At 39.1% G+C, this 22,719-nt stretch carries 26 protein-coding genes; 7 read left to right on the top strand and 19 right to left on the bottom strand.

Annotation, left to right across the window (positions count from 1 at the left end; all coding sequences use genetic code 11):
• Positions 1–60 precede the first annotated feature (60 nt).
• Complete coding sequence (locus TV75_RS01720; RefSeq protein WP_044336904.1) at positions 61–582, bottom strand: type 1 glutamine amidotransferase domain-containing protein; 522 nt, start codon at positions 580–582, stop codon at positions 61–63.
• Positions 583–942: 360 nt separating this feature from the next.
• On the opposite strand from TV75_RS01720, the gene TV75_RS01710 reads away from it, so the two are divergent.
• Positions 943–1,572 carry a peroxiredoxin gene (locus TV75_RS01710; RefSeq protein WP_253275453.1) on the top strand — a complete coding sequence of 210 codons (630 nt, stop codon included), beginning with the start codon at positions 943–945 and terminating at the stop codon, positions 1,570–1,572.
• Between the two features lie 36 nt (positions 1,573–1,608).
• Here the strand turns inward: TV75_RS01710 and TV75_RS01705 are convergent, their stop codons facing one another.
• Positions 1,609–2,490: an NAD(P)-dependent oxidoreductase gene (locus tag TV75_RS01705; protein WP_044336899.1), complete on the bottom strand. Its 882-nt coding sequence runs from the start codon at positions 2,488–2,490 to the stop codon at positions 1,609–1,611.
• 167 nt (positions 2,491–2,657) lie between these two features.
• Here TV75_RS01705 and TV75_RS01700 point away from each other — a divergent pair, with 167 nt between their 5' ends.
• Entirely contained in the window at positions 2,658–2,918 is a 261-nt protein-coding gene (locus tag TV75_RS01700; RefSeq protein WP_044336898.1) for a hypothetical protein, read from the top strand.
• Positions 2,919–2,961: 43 nt separating this feature from the next.
• On the opposite strand, the gene TV75_RS01695 is transcribed toward TV75_RS01700, so the two are convergent.
• The 5 genes from TV75_RS01695 to TV75_RS01675 form a co-directional block, all read right to left on the bottom strand.
• Entirely contained in the window at positions 2,962–3,318 is a 357-nt protein-coding gene (locus TV75_RS01695; protein WP_044337954.1) for a YidH family protein, read from the bottom strand.
• Positions 3,319–3,453: 135 nt separating this feature from the next.
• Positions 3,454–4,581: an MBL fold metallo-hydrolase gene (locus TV75_RS01690; protein WP_044336896.1), complete on the bottom strand. Its 1,128-nt coding sequence runs from the start codon at positions 4,579–4,581 to the stop codon at positions 3,454–3,456.
• Positions 4,582–4,718: 137 nt separating this feature from the next.
• A complete protein-coding gene (locus tag TV75_RS01685) occupies positions 4,719–5,015 on the bottom strand; it encodes a rhodanese-like domain-containing protein (RefSeq protein WP_044336894.1) in 297 nt (98 codons plus the stop codon).
• A gap of 79 nt (positions 5,016–5,094) precedes the next feature.
• A complete protein-coding gene (locus tag TV75_RS01680; protein WP_044336892.1) occupies positions 5,095–5,457 on the bottom strand; it encodes a rhodanese-like domain-containing protein in 363 nt (120 codons plus the stop codon).
• 139 nt (positions 5,458–5,596) lie between these two features.
• Positions 5,597–5,998: a hypothetical protein gene (locus TV75_RS01675; RefSeq protein ID WP_044336890.1), complete on the bottom strand. Its 402-nt coding sequence runs from the start codon at positions 5,996–5,998 to the stop codon at positions 5,597–5,599.
• 238 nt (positions 5,999–6,236) lie between these two features.
• On the opposite strand from TV75_RS01675, the gene TV75_RS01670 reads away from it, so the two are divergent.
• Positions 6,237–6,923 carry a response regulator transcription factor gene (locus tag TV75_RS01670; protein ID WP_044336888.1) on the top strand — a complete coding sequence of 229 codons (687 nt, stop codon included), beginning with the start codon at positions 6,237–6,239 and terminating at the stop codon, positions 6,921–6,923.
• Positions 6,920–8,323, top strand: a complete 1,404-nt coding sequence (locus TV75_RS01665; RefSeq protein WP_044336886.1) for a sensor histidine kinase — start codon at positions 6,920–6,922, stop codon at positions 8,321–8,323. Before TV75_RS01670 ends, TV75_RS01665 begins: the two co-directional genes overlap by 4 nt.
• 60 nt (positions 8,324–8,383) lie before the next feature.
• Here TV75_RS01665 and TV75_RS01660 read toward each other — a convergent pair whose 3' ends face one another.
• The 12 genes from TV75_RS01660 to TV75_RS01605 form a co-directional block, all read right to left on the bottom strand.
• A complete protein-coding gene (locus TV75_RS01660) occupies positions 8,384–9,304 on the bottom strand; it encodes a DUF1002 domain-containing protein (protein ID WP_044336884.1) in 921 nt (306 codons plus the stop codon).
• 265 nt (positions 9,305–9,569) lie between these two features.
• Positions 9,570–10,346 carry a sulfite exporter TauE/SafE family protein gene (locus TV75_RS01655; protein ID WP_044336882.1) on the bottom strand — a complete coding sequence of 259 codons (777 nt, stop codon included), beginning with the start codon at positions 10,344–10,346 and terminating at the stop codon, positions 9,570–9,572.
• A gap of 84 nt (positions 10,347–10,430) precedes the next feature.
• Positions 10,431–11,558 carry an MBL fold metallo-hydrolase gene (locus TV75_RS01650; protein ID WP_044336880.1) on the bottom strand — a complete coding sequence of 376 codons (1,128 nt, stop codon included), beginning with the start codon at positions 11,556–11,558 and terminating at the stop codon, positions 10,431–10,433.
• 32 nt (positions 11,559–11,590) lie between these two features.
• Complete coding sequence (locus TV75_RS01645; RefSeq protein ID WP_044336878.1) at positions 11,591–12,163, bottom strand: sulfurtransferase TusA family protein; 573 nt, start codon at positions 12,161–12,163, stop codon at positions 11,591–11,593.
• Between the two features lie 50 nt (positions 12,164–12,213).
• Positions 12,214–12,693 (bottom strand): DsrE/DsrF/DrsH-like family protein, encoded by a 480-nt coding sequence (locus TV75_RS01640; protein ID WP_044336876.1) that lies wholly within the window; start codon positions 12,691–12,693, stop codon positions 12,214–12,216.
• A gap of 49 nt (positions 12,694–12,742) precedes the next feature.
• Positions 12,743–12,970, bottom strand: a complete 228-nt coding sequence (locus TV75_RS01635; RefSeq protein WP_044336874.1) for a sulfurtransferase TusA family protein — start codon at positions 12,968–12,970, stop codon at positions 12,743–12,745.
• A gap of 79 nt (positions 12,971–13,049) precedes the next feature.
• Positions 13,050–13,310, bottom strand: a complete 261-nt coding sequence (locus TV75_RS01630; protein WP_044336871.1) for a metal-sensitive transcriptional regulator — start codon at positions 13,308–13,310, stop codon at positions 13,050–13,052.
• 233 nt (positions 13,311–13,543) lie between these two features.
• On the bottom strand, positions 13,544–14,797 hold the full coding sequence (locus TV75_RS01625) for a M24 family metallopeptidase (protein WP_044336869.1): 1,254 nt from the start codon (positions 14,795–14,797) through the stop codon (positions 13,544–13,546).
• Between the two features lie 140 nt (positions 14,798–14,937).
• On the bottom strand, positions 14,938–15,897 hold the full coding sequence (locus tag TV75_RS01620; protein ID WP_044336867.1) for an ArsA family ATPase: 960 nt from the start codon (positions 15,895–15,897) through the stop codon (positions 14,938–14,940).
• Positions 15,898–15,920: 23 nt separating this feature from the next.
• Positions 15,921–16,190 carry a cory-CC-star protein gene (locus TV75_RS01615; protein WP_044336864.1) on the bottom strand — a complete coding sequence of 90 codons (270 nt, stop codon included), beginning with the start codon at positions 16,188–16,190 and terminating at the stop codon, positions 15,921–15,923.
• Between the two features lie 454 nt (positions 16,191–16,644).
• Positions 16,645–18,384, bottom strand: a complete 1,740-nt coding sequence (locus TV75_RS01610; RefSeq protein ID WP_044336862.1) for a carbon starvation CstA family protein — start codon at positions 18,382–18,384, stop codon at positions 16,645–16,647.
• A 182-nt stretch (positions 18,385–18,566) separates the two neighbouring features.
• The gene (locus TV75_RS01605) at positions 18,567–18,971 is read right to left on the bottom strand and encodes a sporulation protein (RefSeq protein ID WP_044336861.1); all 405 of its coding nucleotides are present in this window, start codon (positions 18,969–18,971) and stop codon (positions 18,567–18,569) included.
• A gap of 129 nt (positions 18,972–19,100) precedes the next feature.
• On the opposite strand from TV75_RS01605, the gene TV75_RS01600 reads away from it, so the two are divergent.
• The 3 genes from TV75_RS01600 (at position 19,101) to TV75_RS01590 (ending at position 22,496) form a co-directional block, all read left to right on the top strand.
• Positions 19,101–19,430, top strand: a complete 330-nt coding sequence (locus TV75_RS01600; protein ID WP_044336859.1) for a DUF2680 domain-containing protein — start codon at positions 19,101–19,103, stop codon at positions 19,428–19,430.
• Positions 19,431–19,684: 254 nt separating this feature from the next.
• The gene (locus TV75_RS01595; RefSeq protein WP_044336857.1) at positions 19,685–20,941 is read left to right on the top strand and encodes a helix-turn-helix transcriptional regulator; all 1,257 of its coding nucleotides are present in this window, start codon (positions 19,685–19,687) and stop codon (positions 20,939–20,941) included.
• 322 nt (positions 20,942–21,263) lie between these two features.
• Complete coding sequence (locus tag TV75_RS01590; RefSeq protein WP_044336855.1) at positions 21,264–22,496, top strand: aminopeptidase; 1,233 nt, start codon at positions 21,264–21,266, stop codon at positions 22,494–22,496.
• Positions 22,497–22,719 lie beyond the last annotated feature (223 nt).

Below are 22,719 nucleotides of genomic sequence, written 5' to 3'. Positions count from 1 at the left end.
AAAGGACTGGTCCATGTGAACTGAAACACAGTTTCTTGGCCAATCCTTTTAATATTGTATTTAGTTTGCTAACACTTCAATGAATTCTCTCATATAGTCTGGTAAATCAGGTGGCCTGCGGCTTGAAACGATATGACCATCAGTGACGACCGGTTCATTCACCCAGGTTGCCCCAGCGTTTTCCATGTCATCTTTTATTCCAGGAGTGCTGGTGACTTTTACACCTTGAAGAATTTTGGCTGAAATCAATACCCATCCCGCATGACAGATCTGACCGATAGGTTTCTTACTCCTGTCCATGCTTTGTATCATCGAAATGACATCTTCATAGCGGCGCAGCTTATCGGGAGACCATCCACCCGGTACTAGTATGGCATCATAATCTGCAGGATCGATGTCTTTAAACGCATATTCTGAAACAATCGGAACCCCGTATTTTCCGATATATTCTTGATCGGCATTTTCTCCTACAATATGTACAGTTGCTCCTTCTTCGCGCAGGCGCAATACAGGATACCACAGTTCAAGATCTTCGAAATCTGCACTTACTAATTGAATGACTTTTTTCCCCGTTAACCTCAACAGGATCCCTCCTCACATATCTTCACTATCATTGTCTAAGTTATATTTAGATATTGCAACCAATAAGCCTTAATTATACGGGCTATACTTCTTTATAGCTTGAATGATTGTTTTCGTTTGGAAATAAGATACAAGGAAGGCAACCACTGTCATGATGGAACCAAATGTGTATATAAGTCTCGAAAATTGCTTACTTGAATTTTTCCTCAAAAGAATCACCTAACCTTAAAATTGTAATAACACTCTCCTATCATTCCCATTTCGAAAAAAAGTATGATATGGAAAAGAACCGCCAATCCAATCATATAAAGCCATGACCTGGCATATGTTGATAGTACTTTTTATGAAAGGGGTGATCCAATGTATCCTCCCCACAATTCATTTAATCCTGCTAAGAGAAGTGAAGATTGCACCTTACCCTTTTGTTCACAAACCAATGATCCTGCCCCTCTCTTTATAGCCGAGGCGTATGATAACGCACAAAAGAAAATAAACACTGTTAACTTAGAATCGTATCGGGGTAAATGGGTTATTCTGTTTTTTTATTCGAGCGATTTCACCTTCGTTTGACCGACTGAGCTGGCAGCGGTCGCTGCTATTCACCCTAAATTTCAATCACTGCAAGCTGAAGTTCTCGGAATAAGTACGGACAGTGTTTACGCCCACAAAGTTTTCACTGAAGTATCTCCGTCTGCATCCAGAGTGCAATTTCCGTTAGTAAGTGATCGAAATCATCAAATCAGTAAAGCTTATCGGGTATTAAATGAGCGTGCTGGTGCTACGTTCAGAGCCACCATTATCATCGACCCTGAAGGCATCATTACTTCAAGAATGATCTACCCGCCTGAGGTTGGGCGTAATACGTATGAAATATTGAGAGTACTGGAAGGTATACAGTTTGGAAGAAAAACGGGAGCAGGTGTTCCAGCCAATTGGCTGCCGAACCAAGCGGGAATCCAGAAAGATCCTGACTTCATTGGAAAAATATAAAAGCCGTCCCGATTAATAAATGGGACGGCTTTATTATTATGCTTCCAATAATTTAATAAGAGCTTGAGTTCCGCTATTCTCTTCACCTTTAAGAGCTAAATCTTCATATAATGAAAGGGCCAGCTCTAACCCAGGTGTCTTAATATCCATTTCCCTGGCTGAATCCAGGGCAATCTTAAGGTCTTTGATAAAATGCTTTACATAAAAGCCGGGAGCATAGTCTTCCTCGATCATTCGTGGAACCAGATTACTAAGTGACCAACTGCCAGCTGCCCCAGACGTGATACTCTTGAGAACATTATTTGGGTCCAAACCTGATTTTTTGGCATAAAGAAGGGCTTCACTGACTCCCATCATGTTAGAAGCAATCGTGATTTGGTTACACATCTTCGTATGCTGCCCCGCCCCAGTCTTTCCTTGATATACAACATTTGTACCTAGAAGATCTAAAAGAGGCTTTACCGTTTCGAATGGTTCTCTGTCTCCTCCTACCATGATTGAAAGCCTTGCTTCTTTTGCTCCGATGTCTCCCCCTGAAACCGGGGCATCCAGTGTAAAAACCCCTTTATCAACCCCACATGTGTAGATTTTCTCTGCTAATCTTGGAGATGATGTGGTCATATCGATGGCAATCGAACCCTGTTTCAAGTGATGAAGAATTCCGCTTTCACCAAGGTAAATTTCATCTACGTCAGATGGATAACCAACGATCGTAATGACTATATCCGAAACTTCAGCAACTTTTTTTGGAGTGTCTGCCCATTTTGCACCGTTTTGTATAAGTTTTAATGCTTTCTCTTTGGTGCGATTGTAAACGACCAACGGAAAACCGGAATCGAGTAGATGCAAAGCCATGCTTTGTCCCATTACACCTGTTCCAATAAATCCTATGACGCTATCCTTGGTTAAATCTTTCATTCCCTTCTTCCTCCCTTTGCATTTCTTCTATGTATATTTTTAACTAGAACTCTATAATTGTCCACTCCTGGTTTAATTTGAATCAATCACTAATGTTTAAATTCATGTATGCGGGGAAAATAAAAAGCATACTAAACAAACTATATCATTTGTAGGAGGAGAAAAAGATGAGAGTAAATAAAACCTTACTTGTTGGTGCAACAGTTACGGCAGGTTCATTAGGATGGATTTTATCATCGAAAGAAAAGCGTAATCAGCTGCACAATGTTAAAGAAGGACTGGTTACGAAATTCAAAAAGAGAAGAAAAGAAGATCTTCCAGTAGAAAAAGGCGGTAATCCTGATCCCGCAAATATCGAAGACAATTCGATGGTGAGTGAAGGAGCCATGACATCGGTTCAATATTACAATGACAAGAAACAAAATTAAAAAAGCTGAACGGGGGAGCGAATCTCCTCTGTTCAGCTTTTTTTCAATTAAGTGTAAAAAAATAAACCGTTACAAATATAAGAACAACCGTTGCAACAATGGCCATCATCTTAATAAAGGCATCTGCGGATACAAATGTTTGTGTGTTTATATGCTTTCTCGTTCTATAATAGTTAACGGTTGACCCAATAATGATAACTAATCCGATGATGAGAGAGATAGCACTAATGGCAACGGCGATCCGGTCTTGGACCGCACCCCCTTCAAGGGAGTTATAATGCAGGCTTGTTGTTAAGAAACCAATCCCTATAATGGCAATGGCTGTTCGTATCCATGCCAAAAACGTTCGTTCGTTTGCGAGGTGCTGCTGAATATATTTTGATTCTTTTGTTTCATTCATGCTTTCCACTTCCCTGGTTCTTCCATTCGATACAACCATCCCCTCCAATGGGGGGGATGAATTGTACTTTGAATGATTCTTCCCTCTTTTAAACCGGCATCATTTGTTGCTTAGAGGTTAAGCATAGCTTACTTTTTATCTGACAGCACACCGGTTTGGTCCGGTTTCCATTTCCCTTTTTTCATCTTCTTCAGGATCCATTTTACCCATGTTGGTTTCACGAATCTTTTCATAGCTATTCGGCTGGGGAGGAAGATTTTCTGTGACCGTTTTTCTAAATTCCTCTTCATCTTCAATATTCAAACCGTGATTTTCCTTATATAGATCACTTAAAAGATGTGAGACTGATCCATCTTCATTCATCTCGTCTATCGTCATAAAATGTGCAGGTAATACAGTTAAATGATCCTCAAGGGTTTTGTATCTGGAATACAACGTTTTTCTCAAGTCCCCTACCCAATCTTCTGCTTTTCCAGCTAAATCAGGTCTACCGATCGAATCAATAAACAGAATATCTCCTGTCAGCAAATAGCGATGATCGACAATAAAGGAAGTGCTTCCTATAGTATGTCCAGGTGAGTATACAGATTTAATCGTTGTGTCGCCCACTTGAATGACAGTATCATCATTTAATACTTTATATTCGTACTGAACTTCTTCTGCATCTTTAGGTGGTAAATAATAAGGGGCATTGTATTCATTGCTCAAAGTTCGACCGCCCGAAATATGATCTGCATGCAGATGTGTATCAAGTACCGCTTTAACGGAAAGTTTATGGTCTTGAATAAATTCCTTATAAGGTTCTAGCAGTCGGCTGGGGTCAACGAAAGCTGCTTCTCCATTTGAGACGATCGCATAGGATAAGCATCCTTTTCCTATGCGGACAAATTGATAAAGTGCACCGCCTGAAATATCACCAATTTTTATAGGCTCTAAGTATTCACTCCAAGCCTGCATGCCTCCTTCAACGGAATAAATGTTGTCCATGCCGGCATCAACAAGCATTTCTGCCGTTTTCGTCGAGGAATTTCCCTTGGCACAAATAACATAAATGGCTTCATCATTAGGTAGTGTGGATTGAATAGATTGAAGATTGTCTTTCAATTCGGAAAAAGGCTTGTTAATGATCTTTACGTTCTTGCCTTCAACCTTCCAATCATCAAAGGCATCTTTCGGGCGGACGTCCAGAATAAACATCCTGTCTCCATTAAGTATCTTTTTAGTTAGTTCCTTAGAAGTCAATTGTTTTACTGTAGTTTTCATATTATGTTCCTCCCTTATCCTATTTTCATCCCATCGTAAATAAATTATCCTATTTTCCACATTTTAAACCTATTGGGGTATTGCAGAAATAAAATATTTACTATATTTAATGAAAATCAGGGAAGAAAAGGAAAGAATTATTCAACTTTCCCTTCCCATGCGAGCATTCCACCATCCATATTTATTACATTGAACCCTTGATAGTCGAGAAACCTTACAGCTTGACTACTTCTACCACCTGATTGACAAACCACAACGTACTCCTTATTCTTATTTAATTCATTCATACGGAATTCCAGTAGACCTAACGGAAGGTGAATACTATTTGGAATTTTCCCGTTCTTCACCTCTGCAACCTCTCGAACATCAATGATATTTAAAGGTTCTCCAGCTGACAATCGATCCATCACTTCATTTGGTGAGATTGTTTTCATATACATTCCCTCTCTTTGTTTAAGGTTGATTCTTATATTGAGCACTTGCTATTCAATTAAGATGGTTCTTTAAGAATAGTTAATTGGACCAGGAATTCATTCCGCCCTTAACGTTTGTAACAGATGTGAAACCTTGCTGTTTAAGCACTTTACATGCGCTGGCACTTCTCATTCCACTTTGGCAGATGACGATGGTTTCTTTGTCCTTTGATAATGTGTGAGCGTTTTGTTTTAAAGATTGTAATGGGATATTCTTAAATTGCCTGATGTGATTCTGTTTGAACTCTCCGGGCGTACGAACATCAATAAATTGCTTATCAGTGTCACCAAGTAATGGTTTTAATTCAGCCGTAGAAATTTGTTTGATGTTTTTTCCTGGTTTCTTCATCATCAGAAATAGAAAAATGAGTACAGCTAAAATAATAGCTCCAATAAAATCCATAATATCACCTCTTCTGTCTACATTAATCTGACTCTCAAAAGCATTTACTTTATATATATAATATACCCCATTAGGTATTTAGTCAAGTCCTGTTTCTCCATAGAAAAACCGACTCTATCCTGAGAGTCGGTTCGATATTTTATAGATAATAATAGTATCGTTTATGTGGGCCCTTAAATGGAGTATTTACAATCTGCCCCCCAAGGAATCCTAATCCCAGACCGATTAAACCTGCACCGATTGGATTAATTCCATACCCGTAGCCTGCCGGCCCAAATGGAGGTGGTCCGTAACCGGGCTGGGGAAACCCTTGTGGCGGAAATCCTTGTGGACCAGCTGTACTACCATAAAGGCCTTGATTATAATAACCTGGTCCTCCACCGAATCCCCCTCCATAAGCCTGGTTACCATCCCATGGTATATAGTCTTGGTAACCGCCTTGAGGATTGCCGTCATATCCAGTCCCAAGGTTTGGAAATCCCGATCCCGAATTGAATAGGTTCATCAAATTCTTTCTGTATATGGTTCTCCTCTCAAACATCTTCGTCACTCCTCTTTATTAGCCTATTAAGAAATGGGAAAAAGGGAAGGGCAAATGTCCATGTTCCAGAAATGTAGTGAGCCATGAACTGATTTCCACTCCTGGACCCTGCTGTAATTCATGCTAAAATAGAGAAAACTGATACGGTAAATGTTTTTTATATCATAAAAAATTCACTAATTTCGACTATAATAAAACTCATGCAATTTCCTATGTAAACGGACGGGAGCGATTTACGTTGAAAAAATGGAATGTCTTGATTGTAGATGATGAACCTGAAATGCGACAGCTAATCAAACTATATTTAAAAAGGGATCATTATTTCTGTTTAGAAGCAGAGAATGGTTTGGCCGCTCTTGATCAGTTGAATAAGACCCATGTGGATATCATGGTCGTGGATATTATGATGCCCTTCATGGATGGGTATTCGCTGCTGAAAAAGGTTCGGGAAACGAGTCAGATCCCCTTTATCTTCCTTTCCGCAAAGGGCGACGATTTAGACAAAGTGAAGGGACTAAAGCTGGGAAGTGACGATTATATGGTTAAGCCCTTTAACGCCGAAGAACTTGTGGCACGGATTGAAACGATTCTGAGAAGAGCTTATGGAACCCAAACTAGCCAACATTCGATGATTGAGCGGTTTGGACCCGTGTCATTTAATTTAGCATCCAGAACCGTTATCGTAGGTGAACTTTCACCTCGATTGACCTTAAAGGAATATGAACTTTTCTTATTCCTTGCTCGTAATCAAGGTAGAGTGTATAAGAGGGACCAGCTTCTTGATCAAATATGGGGAAGTGACTATGAGGGAAGCGACCGTACAGTCGACACCCATATTAAAACCTTACGACTTAAATTAAAAAGTTTTGGCCATTTGATTGTCACCGTCTGGGGTCTTGGCTATAAGTTCGAGGGATCAACTTGAAAAACGTAAACCTGACTCTCAATAAAAAAGTTTCTCTTCTATTATTAAGCAGCATATTTTTAACCATTGTCTTTTCCTTTCTTTTTATTCATTTTCTCTACAAGGATTTATATATTGGGACCGTCAAGGAGTCACTGCTATATCAGGGACAAAGAACAGCAGCTCACTATCACTACGGTGATGTAAGCGGAAGTGTAAGGGATAAAATTCTATGGTATAACGTGATTTCTCCTTACGAAGTGTCAGTTGTCGAGAACCTTGACGACTTAACGAAAAGTTTTCCATATCTTATTGACCAGGAGCCTCTCATCAATAACGATGACAAAAGTGAATTGATCAAAGGTAATCAGGTAATGAAAGAAGGATATGTAGAAGAGTTTGACCGGAATGTGATTGGAGCGATCTTTCCTCTTATGAATGAAGAAAGATTAATGGGATATTTACTTATTTATATCCCCCTCGCAGAAATGACGGAAGTCTTTAGCAAGGGGATTCCTATATTGGTACTCACTGGTGTAATGTTTTATTTTGTACTGTTCCTTTTCATTCAATCTTCTTTAGGGTCATTATTTAAACCTGTCCGGGAAATGCAGCTGTTTTCAAATAAAGTGGCCAAGGGGGATTTTTCGGGCAGGCTCAATGTCACCTCTAAAGATGAAATGGCGGAGCTTGCCCTAACCTTCAATAGTATGGTCGACTCACTTCAACATCAAGAGGAACGAAAACGTCAATTTCTTTCGAATGTTGCGCATGAATTAAGGACTCCACTTACTTATATTGGAGGATATGCAAAGGCATTGACTGACAGGGTACAAACGAATCCTGAAGAAATCGAAGAAAGCCTGCACCTGATTCAAAAGGAATCGATAAGAATGCAGAAGTTAATTACAGAGCTATTGGAATTAAATAAATTGGAGGATGCCTCTTTTTCTTTAGATATTGAACCGATTGTTCTCTCTCAGCTCATAATGGATTCTTTGACACTTATCCAGCCTCATGCTGAAAACAAAAAAATTAATCTAGAACATCATTTAAATGAAGAATCGATTATAAATGGGGATCCCAACCGGGTTATGCAGGTGTTTTATAATATTTTTGATAATGCATTGAAATATTCTCCTGAACAGAGTCGGATAACCATTCATTCCTACGAGGAAGAAGGAATGGCCGTTGTACAAATAGTGGATGCCGGCATTGGCATTTCGGCAGGATCTTTGTCTCAAATCGGGGAAAGATTTTTCCGATCGGATCTGTCGCGAACCAGGGATACGGGAGGATACGGTCTTGGTTTATCTATTGCGAAAGAGATCATGCATAAACATCAAGGTTCTTTATCCATTGATAGTGAGGAAGGCAAAGGAACGACGGTTTATCTAAGGTTTCCTTTACTTGAAATATAACCAAAAGACTGAGTCACATGCTGACTCAGTCTTTTTTTTATTTCAAATACAGGTAGACAATTACCCAAATAGATTTTTAATTGACTTAAAGAAATTAGCGATGGCATCTAACAAGCCAGTAAAGAAATCAGACACTTTTTGTCCAAAGCCTTCATCATTCACAATATCTTTAATCGTGGTTTGGATATCTTTTGTTAAGTCGTCCAATTGTTGTTGTACATTATCAAAATTTATATCAAGTGACCTCATTTTTTCAAACAGGTCAATTAATAGCTGGCGATCCTCAGGACTTAGCTCGATGTTCAGAGATTGAAGCTTTTCTTCAACGATTTTTTCAACTTCTTCTTTTGTAGCTGGATCTTGTTCGGCTATTTCCTTCTTGATTTCAGTTAACAGTTTGCTGACTTCTTCTTTATCGATCCCTGCTTCCTTAGCAAGTTCAGTCGCCACGGTCAACTCCTCGTTGGCTACCTCCATGCGGACCGTATCAAGCTTCTCTCCACTGACATCATACGCTTTATAGATCCCCACTAATGCAGAGTGTCCGCTTACCTTTACTGGAGAGGCTACATCTACTACTGCGTTCTCAACCCCCGCAGTTAAAAGAGCATTTGAATACATAGAATTCGTCACTTCCGTGATATTACCGGGCGTCACAATATTAACCTTTAAACCTTCACCTTTATCCTTACGTGTAATCATCGCGGAGGAAAACATACGGGCATTTCGGTTTTCACCGTCAATATATTTCACCAAGTCTTCTCCTGTGGCCGTAAACTCTTCTACTTCTGTTCCTTCCTCAATTCCTAATTGAGCTTGAACCTCTTTCTTTTGTTCACTAGTAAGTGTTTGTCCATATACAACGATAGGTAATCCGAATTTTTCATTAATGCTTTCTTTATCATTATCTGCCGCCGATGCCGGCTGTATGAGGCCCACCATTAGTGAAAACAGTAAGGCAATACCAATCCATTTTTTCATCAATCATTCTCCCTTTTCATGTTTGATGGATAATAGAGCTATTCCATTCATCCATTGTACTAGTGTCATTGAGTATGTTCATCCATCCAGAGTCTTATTTCTTGCAATTGATTAGACGCACAATACTAGAGGAAAGTTACAATACTTTTTTAAAGATATTTTAACAACCACGAAGCTATAACACAAAAATAGCTTAGTTCTTTTCAACAGAAATCTTCTTTTCAGCAGAAGATGCATTGTGAATAAGAACTAAGCTTTAAACGTTTTATAGTATATCGAGCCAGATTTTAATCGCTGTTCCCAAAATTAAAACGGCTAGAATCATTTGAAGAATCTTTGTATTCATTTTCTTTCCTGCCATCGCACCCAGTGGAGATGCAATTAAACTCGCTACCACCATGATCATAGCTGGTAAGTAGTCCACTTGACCTGTCGATATCTTACCAATCGTTGATCCAATTGAAGATATCAACGTAATAGCCAGGGATGAGGCAATCGTCATTCTTGTAGGGATTTTAAGTACAACCAGCATGATCGGAACTAACAGGAAGGCTCCGGCCGCTCCAACGATACCTGCTCCAATACCAACGATCAAGGCTAGTGTTGCAGATAACCATTTGTTGAATGTTACGTCCTCGAGTTTTACATCATCTATCCCTTTTTTGGGGATGAACATCATGACAGCTGCAATTAATGCAAGCATTCCATACACAATATTTATCCCGGCTTCACTCATGAATTTCGACCCGTACCCGCCAATGAAGCTACCGATTAATATACTTATACCCATGTAAGTGATAAGAGTTTTATTAAGATAGCCTCCTTTACGGTAAGCCCAAACGCCACCAAGCGTGGCAAAGAATACTTGAACTGCGCTAATACCTGAAACTTCGTGAGCAGTGAATGTTGCTACTCCAAGCATCGGTGGAATATATAGGAGCATGGGATATTTAATAATACTCCCCCCGATCCCTACCATTCCTGATATATAAGAACCGATAAATCCGATTAGAAAGATTGTAATAATAAAGGCCAAATCCATCGTGTGGTTCCTCCTCTTCTAGTAAAACGGGAACCTCTCTGGCAGGTTCCCGTTTTGATTATTTGTTTAAATTAGTACGATTGATTATCGAACTGCACAGCGGTTTGGTCCAATTTCCATCTCACGCTGTTTCTCTTCATCAGGAGTTACTTTACCCATGTTCGTTTCACGAATTTCTTGATAAGCGTTTGGCTGAGGTGGAAGGTTTTCAGATACCAGCTTTCTGAATTCATCTTCACTTTCGATATTCAAACCATGGTTCTTTGCAAATAATGTTCCTAACTTTTCACCTACTGAGCCATCTTCATTTATTTCGTCAATAATCATAAAGTGAGCAGGTAAAACGGTAAGCTCCATAGAAAGTTCTTTATACCGTTTGTAAAGACTTTCTCTAAGGTCTGCTACCCAATCTTCTGCTTTCCCGGCAAGATCCGGTCGTCCGATACTATCCACAAATAGAATGTCACCTGATAATAAATACTTACCATCAATCACAAATGAAGTTGATCCGATTGTATGCCCCGGTGAGTACAGAGCTGTAATATCAATCGTTGTATTTCCAATCACGACTTTATTCCCATCTTCTAGTGCAGCATATTCAAAGGTAACTTCTTCAGCATCTTTAGGAGGTAGCCAATAGGTAGCATTTGTTGCTTCTGCTATGTTACGTCCGCCAGAAATATGGTCGGCATGCAAGTGAGTATCAAATACATTCGTAATCGTTGCACCTTTTTCTTTTGCAAAGTCAATAAAGATATCAGTCATACGAGTAGCATCGACGATCGCTGCTTCACCATTTGAAACGACCATATAGGAAAGACACCCTTTACCTAAACGCACAAATTGATAAAGCTCTCCTCCGTTTGTTAATTCACCCACTTTCACAGGTTCCAAATGTTCGCTCCAAGCTTTCATTCCGCCTTCAAGGTAAGAAACGTCCTTTCCTTCGTCTGAAAGCATTTCCGCTACCATAATTGAAGAACCTTCTTTCGCACACACGACAAGAATGTCTTTGTCCTTAGAAAGTTGATCCATAATTTCTTCTACACCATCTAAAAGGTCGAAGTACGGGATGTTCAGGTATTCGAATTTTTCGCCTTCGATTTTCCAATCTTCAAAGGCATCTGCATTACGGACATCTAATATGAATAAACCTTCTCTATTCATTACTTTTTGAGCTACTTCTTTTGAATTCATTGGTTTGACTGCCATTAATTTAACCTCCTAATGATATTGTAATAAATTTACTTAATATCCGATTCAACGTCTCCAGTCCAATCGCTCATTCCCGGAACTACATTGATCACATTTGAAAATCCTTTTTCAACTAACAATTGCGCTGCCATGTCACTTCTGTTTCCTGTACGGCAAACCACATATATGTCCTTGTCTTTATTCAGTTCGTCTGCACGTGTTTCAAGCTCCCCAAGTGGCATTGAAATAGCACCAGGAATATGTTTGAACGCATATTCCGCTTTTTCACGGACATCTAATACAACGATATTTTCATCGCCTAATTTACCTGCTAATGTACCATTATCTGTTACTGACTCATGTTTGCGTTCTACTGTATCTTCACCACTTGATTTACGCACAAAATGCTTCAGCACATCTCCTTCTTCAATCGTGCCCAGATAGTCATGACCGGAACTTTTTGCCCATGCTTGAAGATCAGCCTTTGATCCCTTGTCTGTTGCTTGAATTTCAATCACTTGGCCTGCTTCCAGGTTATTCATGGCCTTTTTTGTTTTAACAATAGGCATCGGACAAGCTAATCCCTTTGCATCCAATACGAAGTTTGATTCAATTGTGTTCATACATAAAACCTCCAATTACCTTATAGGGTATATTTCGTTGCAAAAAAAAATTAGATGAATAAGTTCACGTTACCATTTTCAGCATCCGCTAAATATGCAGCCACTCCAGCATACTCAATTTCTTCTAATAATTCGTCTTTGTGTAATCCTAATAAATCCATTGTCATGGTACAAGCAACCAGTTTGATATCTTGTTCCCTTGCCATGTCAATTAAATCAGGTAAAGGCATCGCATTATGCTTCTTCATAACACCTTTGATCATTTTAGGGCCCATACCCATGAAATTCATGTTTGATAATCCTAGCTTATCTGCGCCACGAGGCATCATACGCCCAAACATTTTCTCCATAAATCCTTTTTTCACAGGTACCATTTCTTCTTTTCTTAAAGCATTTAATCCCCAGAATGTATGGAAAATGGTTACGTCATGATCATAAGCTGCAGCTCCGTTCGCAATGATATATGCAGCCATCGCTTTATCATAATCTCCACTAAAGAGAATAATATTGGTTGTTTTTCTTTCTGACATTGTATCTCCTCCAATTTACTATATGGGGTATTGATCCCCTCAAAAAAATTTAACCTTTTTTAATCCAGAATGTAAATACATCATTTTCTTCTTTTGAATCTAGCAATTCATGTCCAGTAGATTTAGCCCAAGCTGTTAAGTCACTTTTGGCACCTTTATCAGTTGTTTGAACCTCTAAAATTTGACCAGCCTCGATTTCTTTAATTGCCTTTCTGGTTTTTACAATCGGCATTGGACAAGCAAGTCCCTTTGCATCTAATACTTTATCTGCGTTCATTTATAATTCCTCCTAGAAAATGATTTAAAATACCTATAAGGGTATATTATATGATATAAAAAAAGAAGTCAACTCTTTTTTATCGACTCTTTACTAATAAATTCACTGCTTCTTTTACAAGGTCTTCTGTACTTTCACCGGTTTCTTGTGAATCCCGTACGCATTCAACAAGATTCATACTGACGATTAAGCCTACGGAACGATCCAGAGCTGTTTTGGCTGCGGAAAGTTGTGTAATAACGTCTTTACAATCTTCCCCTTGCTCCATCATTCTTACGATTCCTCGGAGCTGCCCTTCGACACGTTTTATTCGATTCTTAACTTGTGAATTGTATTCCATAAAGACACCTCCTGTTGGCTTGTTGTTTCTTGCTACATTTACAATAATATACCCCACTAGGTATAAAGTCAAGGGATAATCAACAATTTTTTTAATTGGAATAGATTATTATAGAAGTTTATTTGGAACTTGTCTGGACGAAAGGCTGTGCAGTCAAAATCAAAAAAGAGCTTGAGTACAATTCTTACTGTACTTGAGCTCCTGATTCCATAACCGATATTTCTTTCATTTCATTATATAAGATAGAAGGACACTTGCCTTTTCGCCATGTATTCCAATCGATTCTGAATGAAGGCAACGGGCTCTTCTAGATAAATCGGGACAACCTGATTCCATTCAGGAACGTATTGCTTGATATTGAACTCCATGGCATAGCATGTATTTTCTGTTAGAGGCAGGTCACCTTTTATTGGGATATCTCTTTGTTGATCATACAATCCCATTAAAGCCCCTGCTTCATGACAGTGGTTTCCTAAGGGATGAGAATAAAGCATCGCCTCTATACCCTCTTCCCTTGCCTTTCTCATTGCCTGTCGAAATACTTCGTTTCCTGTTCTGCCCACTCTCATTTCTTCTGACACAACGTCCTCAAACCTTAAGGCTGTCTGTAGCGCTGATTGAATTCCTTCAGGAGCTTCTTCTTCGCCTGGATAGAGAACGTATGCAAGCTGCTGAGTATCTGTCGCTAAACCTAAGTAACGAATACCGAAATCCACATGTACAATGTCCCCACATCGTATGATTTCCCCCTCTAATCGATCCATATCAGCTCCTTTCCTTTGTAAATCTACAGTAGGGTAAAATGAGGTTTCTATTCCTAAATCCAAGACGCGTTGTCTTATCCAATCGACTACATCTTCAGTCGTTGTGATACCTGGATGAATCACCGCTCCGGATAATGCTTCTGCTGCTATTTGCCGAGCCAGTTCCGCAATAAAGGGATAGGCTATGAGTTCCTTTGATGTCCTCATCGAAAGCCAATCAACAATGATGTGTTGGGCAGATACAAATTTATGAGAGTACTCATACAGTAGCATGCTTACATGTTGATATAACGAATGACTTAAACCATCAGCTGCGGCAAAGGTAGCGGAATAGTTCAATGCAATTGTATCCGGATCATGATCTTTTACCAGTCGTTTGAGGCACTCCCATTGATCACAAACTTCAGGATTCCATACCCGTTCATAAAAAGGCTCAAAATTTGGATTAGGATGCAGTACCCACCTTTTCACCTGTTGATTGCCGTCGAGGAAGAACACTAAGATCGTCAATCTCCTCGAACCGTCTATGGATGCTGGATAAAGAGTCTTCAGCACAGGATCTTCATTATACTCCCGGCCCGCAATAATCCACATATCAAGATTATGTTTTTTCATCAACGATGGTAGAAGGGTATTAAGTCGGTGAAATAGCCAACGATTCTGTGTTTCTTCTCTTTTCTTCAAGGGGAGAATTCCCGGTAAATCCTTCTTATCACTACTCATGGGTGTCACTCCCTTATTCCATAGTTTTCATTACACACTTTCGACAAAAAATGATTTATCCCTTCTAAGAAATTAAAATGACCATTAGAGAAAATATCCTAATGGTCATTGTTTGAAAAATTTATATGTATATTCTCATGCTAAATGCTTCGTTCCCCACTAAATACCTCTTGCTGTAGATTGTCTACAAATTTTTCAAGATGACGGAATGAACAGATATCTTCTTCTAATAAAGGAATCCGAAATAATGTTTGGTTTGTAAACTTCTCTATCATGATTTTTAAATATAGTTTCTCCTGATCTCTCCTTTTTTCCAAGAACTTCCCATCTGCCTGAACGGGAAGGATCTTATTTATGATCAGTCCACCAATTTTCAATCCGTGATTCGACATCATTTCAATAGCCTTTTCAGTTTCAAGAATCGGAAGCCTTTCAGGAATGAGTACGAAAATGAACCCTGTTCTTTTTTGATCAAGAAGGATCCCCCGAACTTTTGAAAACTTTTCACGTCGTTTTTGCAACACATCATAAATGGGATCTTCTACTGGCTCACCATCATTTAAAAGTTGAGAATAATTCTTGTTTGTTTTCTTTCTCCTCTCAAGCATACCGTCCATCCAAACTCCCATCAGTTCAGGAAGAGACAATAGTCGGATCGTGTGGCCTGTTGGGGCTGTATCAAAGATGATTTTTTCAAACTCATTTCCTTCTTCGAGAATGATGGAAACCATTCGATCGAATAATGCAGCTTCTTCTGCCCCGGGTGCAGAGGCAGCCATATCAATTTGGCGATGTACCTCATTCACCATATTTGATTTGACCATTCCCTTTAGATTTCGTTTCACTCCGTTGATGTATCCCTGTGTTTCGATTTGTGGATCAATTTCTATTCCCCATAGATTTTCAAGTAATGGTGTTTTATATCCCTTGATATCTTGATGGAATATGTCACCTAAATTATGAGCAGGATCTGTTGAAATGATCAACGTCTTCTTTCCCATCTTGGCAAACATTACGGCTAAAGCAGAGGCAGATGTTGATTTTCCTACGCCTCCTTTACCTCCCACAAATAAAATTGACTGGTGCAGTAATTCATTCATATACCTACCCTCCTCAGTTTACTTTAACAACATCTGATGCCATCCAAGGGAGAGTGCTCCATTCCCATTCTCAAATGCCAATCATGAAATTTCTCTATTATATATGGATAAAGTTCCAATGTATAATAAAAAACGGGATTCGGCAGGCCAAGCATATCTGAATAGAGCAATAATAAGAATAAATCATCCTCATCTCTCAATTCCCTGGCAATTTCTGTTTTGTGAGGAAGACGAATCATGTCATCATAGAGCTGTATGATTCTTTTGAACTTTTCTTTCAGAGAGCTATCCATTCGTGTTCCCCTCCTTATAGATGTTTCTGTAATGTGGCATGATACTTGAGATTGTCTCTTAGATAATGACCATTAATGAAAATGGCCTCTCTTTTAATCGAGAAGAGAAATGATAAAAAAGCTTTATAGAGAGGTATATGCTTTCTTATTACCTGCCTCACTAAATAATAGATGATAGAAAAGAGATTTCTAGGGTCGCAATATAGGATGGACACGGCCTCCCCATATTTTTCACTGGTTTCACAATAGAGTCTTCCAAGAGAACTTCTTTCATGATGATGATGAGAAAAATCATGTTTCATTGTGATGAACCCGTCACCACTTACCCCACCACATCAACCCATGCCTACTTCAAGCTCTGAGCGAATCATCAGTACCTCTACCATACATAATCCCTCCTTTAAAAATAAGAAGAAAAGGGGACTCGAGACCCCGAGTCACCCTTATCACCTAACTAAGCAGAAAACTGTGAAGGGTCATCTCCCTTTTTAGACAGTGAAGATGCCGCAGTTATAAGAATCCACAAGGTGAAAATGAGAATGATACTTCCAAAGATAAAGAGCAGCATATTCCCTTCTGATTCACCGACACCTGACCATTCAAACACGACTTGGTTAATCATAGCCCATAAGGTCATGAACATAAGGAATACCATTGGAATCAAGGTGGCGATATAATTCCTTCCTTGGCGCTTAAGCCAAATGGTAATCAGAAGTAAACTGATTCCCGCAAGCAATTGATTCGATGTACCAAAAAGTGGCCATAGAAGATATCCACCCGACCCGAATCCTTTAGGTCCTTGAGGTAATAAGGTTAAGGCTGCGCTTGAAACAACGGCTATGGTAGTAGCAACATGAGCATTTGTTAAAGGATTCACGTTGTACTCTTCTCCCAGCTCGGCAATGATATAGCGCATAAGTCGAACAGAGGAGTCCAATGTTGTTGCGGCGAAGCTCACAATGATCACGGAAACAATCGTAGCTGCGATATCCGCCGGAATTCCTACACCTGTTGCAAGTTGTCCGGCTCCTTGGATGAAGACACCCAGCCCAGCTCCGCTTGCTGCAGCAAATCCGCTGTATGTCGCTTGAAATTCTTCCACATTCGGAAAAAATGTAATACATGCAATGATCGCAATCAGTGCAAGTGCCCCTTCACCTACAGCACCTAAATATCCTACAAAGCGTGCATCCGTTTCTTTATCCAGCTGTTTGGATGATGTGCCGGAAGAAACCAGCCCATGAAACCCGGAAATGGCACCGCAGGCAATTGTAATAAATAGTAACGGGAACCATGAAACATCTGCAGCTCCGTTTGTCATTGGTGCGGTGATTTCAGGATTTGTAAAAAGGAGACCAAGATAAAGCAGTCCTAAACCAACGATTAATTGATGTGAGTTGATATAATCACGGGGCTGTAATAACTTCCAAACTGGTAGAGTTGAAGCTATGTACACATAAATCATCAGAATGACGATCCATACAAAGAAAGCCATGCTTGTTGAACTCAAGCCAAACAATGAGGTTGCCTCTTGTCCACCAAAATATCGAACCAGATCAATTTGTAAAAATCCCACCCGGCTTGCAATGACGGCTGATGCGTACATCACAGCCAGAGCCACGATTGAAGGCAACAACATACTTCCATTGCGCTTATAGACCGAATACCCAATCCACACTGCTAATGGAATCTGAATGAACACCGACACCACACTTGCTGGGAAAGTAATGAATAGATTTGCAATTACCCAGGCAAATACTGCGTTAACCATTAACACAAGAATTAAAATAATGAATAGAAAAAGTACTTTTGCTCTTTTGCCTATTAATTTATTGGCTAAAGAACCAACAGATTGCCCCTTATTTCGAACTGAAAGAACCAAGGTCCCAAAATCGTGCACGCCGGCAGCGAATACGGTTCCTAATATGACCCATAGAAAAGCAGGCAGCCATCCCCAATATACGGCAATTGCAGGGCCAACGATCGGAGCCGCCCCGGCAACAGAAGTAAAATGGTGACCCCAAAGGACAAACTTATTCGTCGGTACGAAGTCGACCCCATCTTTATATTGGTGAGCCGGTGTGACATAATTCGGGTCCAGCCGGTACACCCGCTCAGCGATAAGCTTAGAATAATATTTATACCCTAATAAAAAGACAAGCCCCCCTATTACCGCTAACCATATTCCACCCATCAAATTCCTCCCACTCATTTAATTTAGTATACGTTCTTAAATATCTGAATTTTTCGAATGTATACGCTTACTATATTTTACATTGGGCTAATATGGATTTCAATGAGAACTTTTACTCTTAATTGACATAGAAGCCAAATTAAAAGACAGATTCAATAATAGAATCTGCCTTACGTGAAATGTTAACGGACAATTATACTATCCTCATCTGTAGGATCTACCGCTTGGGGTATATCTACTGTCGTTCTTAAAATGGTTTTGTTTGCATCCGTTGTTTTGGGATGATCCGTAGAGGTAGGAAACGTGAAAGAGATCCTCTTTTCTTCACCCGCACGGATTGTACCTACCTTATCAAGGATAATCGTATCTAAATCTTTTTCATGATAGGAAAAATCACTATCTTTTTTATCCTCCTCATATTTTTCAAGAAGCAATAATTGAATTTCGTTAATAGGCTGTTCGGACATTCCCCCGACTAAGACGACTTCACCTTCAATCGGATCCCCGGGAGAAATTTCAGTTTTGTGCACGATTGTATCCACCTTTACATGTCCTATGCCTATGCTGGACAAAAATTGTTTAATCATATTTCAGCCACCTTTCCTATAACTACTTGTCTTTACCCTATTATATACCCGTCTTATTCGTCTATTCCTACATATTCTGCTAGTATTCGGCAAAGAATATGGGAGAAACATTGAAAAGGAGTGAATAAAATGAAAAAAATGTTTGTATCTATCTTAGCTGTCTTTTTGATTAGCCTGAATGTCGGCACAATTGCAGCAGCAGAAGGTGAACCACAAACGCCGAAGGTGAACCTTACTGAAGAACAAAAAGCAGAGCTTGGCAAATTGCATGAACAAATGTATTCAACAAAGAAAGAACTTGTGAAAAAATATGTAGAGTATGGCGTCTTCTCAAAAGAACAGGGGGACAACGTACTTAAAATGATGGAAGCTAAGTTTCAAAAATTGAAAGAAAATGACTATATGATGAGATGGCATCCACATCAACACCATGGAAAACAACTTGATCACAAAGAATAGGAAAATGTGGAGGGGGCCTCTTCCCTTCCCCCACACCCCTGCGTCTCCTCCCCCAGACGAAATGAGAAAGAGTTTCTCACAGTTTCATTCTCCCTCAATAAAAGCATCAGGAATAAAACACCATACAAAATACCCACAAAAAATATAATTATAGGAATATTCAAAACATTTACCCTTTTTATATGTTACTATTTTAATAGCTCAATCACATGAAGAAATGAACTATTAAAGCCCGGTTAGAGGAGAAGGATCATATGACAATCGGTTCTAAAATCCGCTTTCATAGACTAAAACGAAATTTAACTCAAGAAGATTTATCAAAAGGGATTATTTCCGTATCATATCTTTCCAAACTGGAAAACAATCAAGTTACTCCGTCAAATGACATAATTAATCTGCTCTGTGACCGATTAGGGGTAAACAATCTGCTTGATAACCCAAACCATTTGAACAAGCTTCTCGAGAACTGGAACCATGCATTGTTGTGGAGTAAATCAGAGGAAGCCAAGTCCATCAACGAGGTCATTAAAAAGGAGCTTGAACAAACGGATGATCTTATACCTCATTTATTCTATAAAATCCTTTGCTTCCGTGTCCAATTGATTAAAGGGAACCTTCAGAAAGCTTTAGAGCATATGGTACAGATCCAATCCAATTATAAAGATCTCTCAGATACGCTGAAATTCTATTATCACAAATACAAAGGAAATTACTATTATTTGATTGAAGAGTACGATAAAGCCCAAGGGGAACTGAAAGAAGCTGAAACCTACTACGTACTTGGCAATGTGATTAATGAAGAAGAACGGGCAGATTTATATTATTTATTCAGCTTAGTCTTGACCCGTTTAGGTACATACCGTTTGGCAATCTTTTATGGGGAGAAGGCACTCTCCATTTTCCAGGGCGTTTATTACCAGAAGAGATGCGCTGAGGTGCATTTGATATTAGGGATTTGCTATCGGCGGATACGTTATAGCGAAGAAGCGATGAAACATTATGATTGGGCCAATTTCATTTCACATTCCATAAACTATACGTCATTAAACTCCAAGGTGGAGCAGAATTTAGGCTATTTAAAATCATTTATGAATAAGAGTGAAGAAGCCATTCAGCATTATTTACGAAGTATTGAACTTAAAGACTCAGACGAAGAAGGAAAGTTGTACTCTATTCTTTCTCTGGTCAAAGAATATTACAAAAAAAACCAATTTACCGAGGTGCGTTTCTGGTTACCTAAAGGATTACACCTTTGCTCTAAACAAAAGTATCCGGATAAGTTCTATCAATTATCTTATTATCAGTTTGCTTTAAATGATTTCCCACATGGTTTTGAAGCGTTTATGAAGGAGTATACACTGCCCTTTTTTAAAAAGAGCGGCTACCATCTGTTATATGCCGAGTATTCTAAATTCCTTGGTCAGTATTATCAGGGGGTTAGAAAATATAAACATGCAGCATTTCATCTAAATGAAGCCAATGTCATTTATGAAGAAATGTTAACTTTATAGGAGGTGAAATGATGAAAAAGCTAAAAAAATTATTACTAATCACGAGCCTAACTGCTATGGCACTCTCCGGTGTTGTCGTAATAAATGGCAATGAAGAAGAGTTCCCGCCCTTCTCTAGTAAACTATAAAACCATAAAGGACTGCCCATCTGGGCAGTCCTTTTTCTTTTGTTATTATAGCTTTTATGAAACACAATTTCTTCCTCAGGTTGTTATCCACTTCAATACCATTTCTTCATTACGTACTTCATAAACATAATCAATGAAATTTTCTGAATAAAGAGATATAGTTAGTATTGAATACATATTGAGGGGGATTTCAGATGAATCATGCATTTGAGAAAAAGTTGGAGAGATATGCAGATTTAATCGTACAGGTAGGACTAAATCTGCAAAAGGATCAGGAATTACTGATTTCTGCACCAGTTACAGCGTACAAGTTTGTTCGTCTTGTTACTGAAAAGGCATATGGAGCCGGGGTTTTAAATGTATTAACGGACTTCTACGATGAAGAATTAAAGAAAATCCGCTTAGAGAATTCATCCGAGGAAGGCTTGAAAGTCTTTCCTGATTGGAAAGCAAAAGGATATATCGAGATGGCAGAAAACAACGTGGCCCTCTTGAATTTAGCTGCACCAAACCCTTCCCTATTAAGAGATACAGATGCTAAAAGGGTTGCTATATTGAACAGAGCCTCAGCGGAAGCCATGAAAGATTTTTCTGCTTATATAGGCGGGGGAAAAATAAGCTGGTTGATAGCTGCGTTCCCTACGGTCGAATGGGCTCAAACCGTTTTCCCGGAACTTTCCCAAGAAGAAGCAATTGATAAACTATGGGAAAACATTTTTTATACAACAAGAACGGATCAAGTGAACACAGTTGCCCTATGGGAAGCACATATTAACAACCTAAACAAGAACGCCGAACGTTTAAATCAAAACAAATATAAAAAGCTTCATTATAAAGGACCTGGAACAGATCTTACAATTGAATTCCATCCTCAAACGGAATGGATCAGTGCTCAGTTTACAAATGATCAGGGTATTCCCTTTGTTCCTAATCTACCAACGGAAGAAGTGTTTACTATTCCGGTTAAACATGGTGTGAATGGTGTAGTTTCAAGCACAAAGCCACTTAACTATAGCGGTACGTTAATTAAGAACTTTTCGCTCACGTTTAAAAAAGGAAAAGTTGTAGATTTCACAGCCGAGGAAGGGTATGACACCTTGAAAAATCTACTAGAAACAGATGAAGGGTCTTCCTATTTAGGAGAAGTGGCATTGGTTCCCCATAACTCCCCTATCTCTAATACAAACATCGTCTTTAACAACACACTTTTTGACGAAAATGCATCTTGTCATATAGCGCTGGGACGAGCCTTATCCGTCTGTGTAGAAGGTGGTAAAAGTATGTCGGCTGAACAATTACGGGAAGTAGGTTTTAACGAAAGCATGATTCATGTTGACTTCATGATAGGATCGGATCAGTTAGACATCGACGGCGAAAAGGAAGACGGGACATTTGAACCTGTTTTCAGAGCTGGTGATTGGGTTTAAAAAATGATGATTATGGGAGAATAAAGCTGAAGGCTTAAATGAATCATTTAAGCCTTTTTTTAGTTCAATCAACACAATTTCACTTCCAATCAGGAATGTAAACGTATAAGCACTGCATCACTTTTTGGTAAAAGTTACATATAATATGACAAATAAATTTCTTTTTTAACATATTCAATACTTCTCGAATCCTTTACAATAGAAGTATACCTTTTTAAAGGAG

It is taken from the genome of Rossellomorea aquimaris (assembly GCF_000935355.1).
Lineage (GTDB): Bacteria > Bacillota > Bacilli > Bacillales > Bacillaceae_B > Rossellomorea > Rossellomorea aquimaris_B.
The sequence above is the reverse complement of the archived record's forward strand: the minus strand, read 5'-3'. Positions and strand labels throughout refer to the sequence as shown.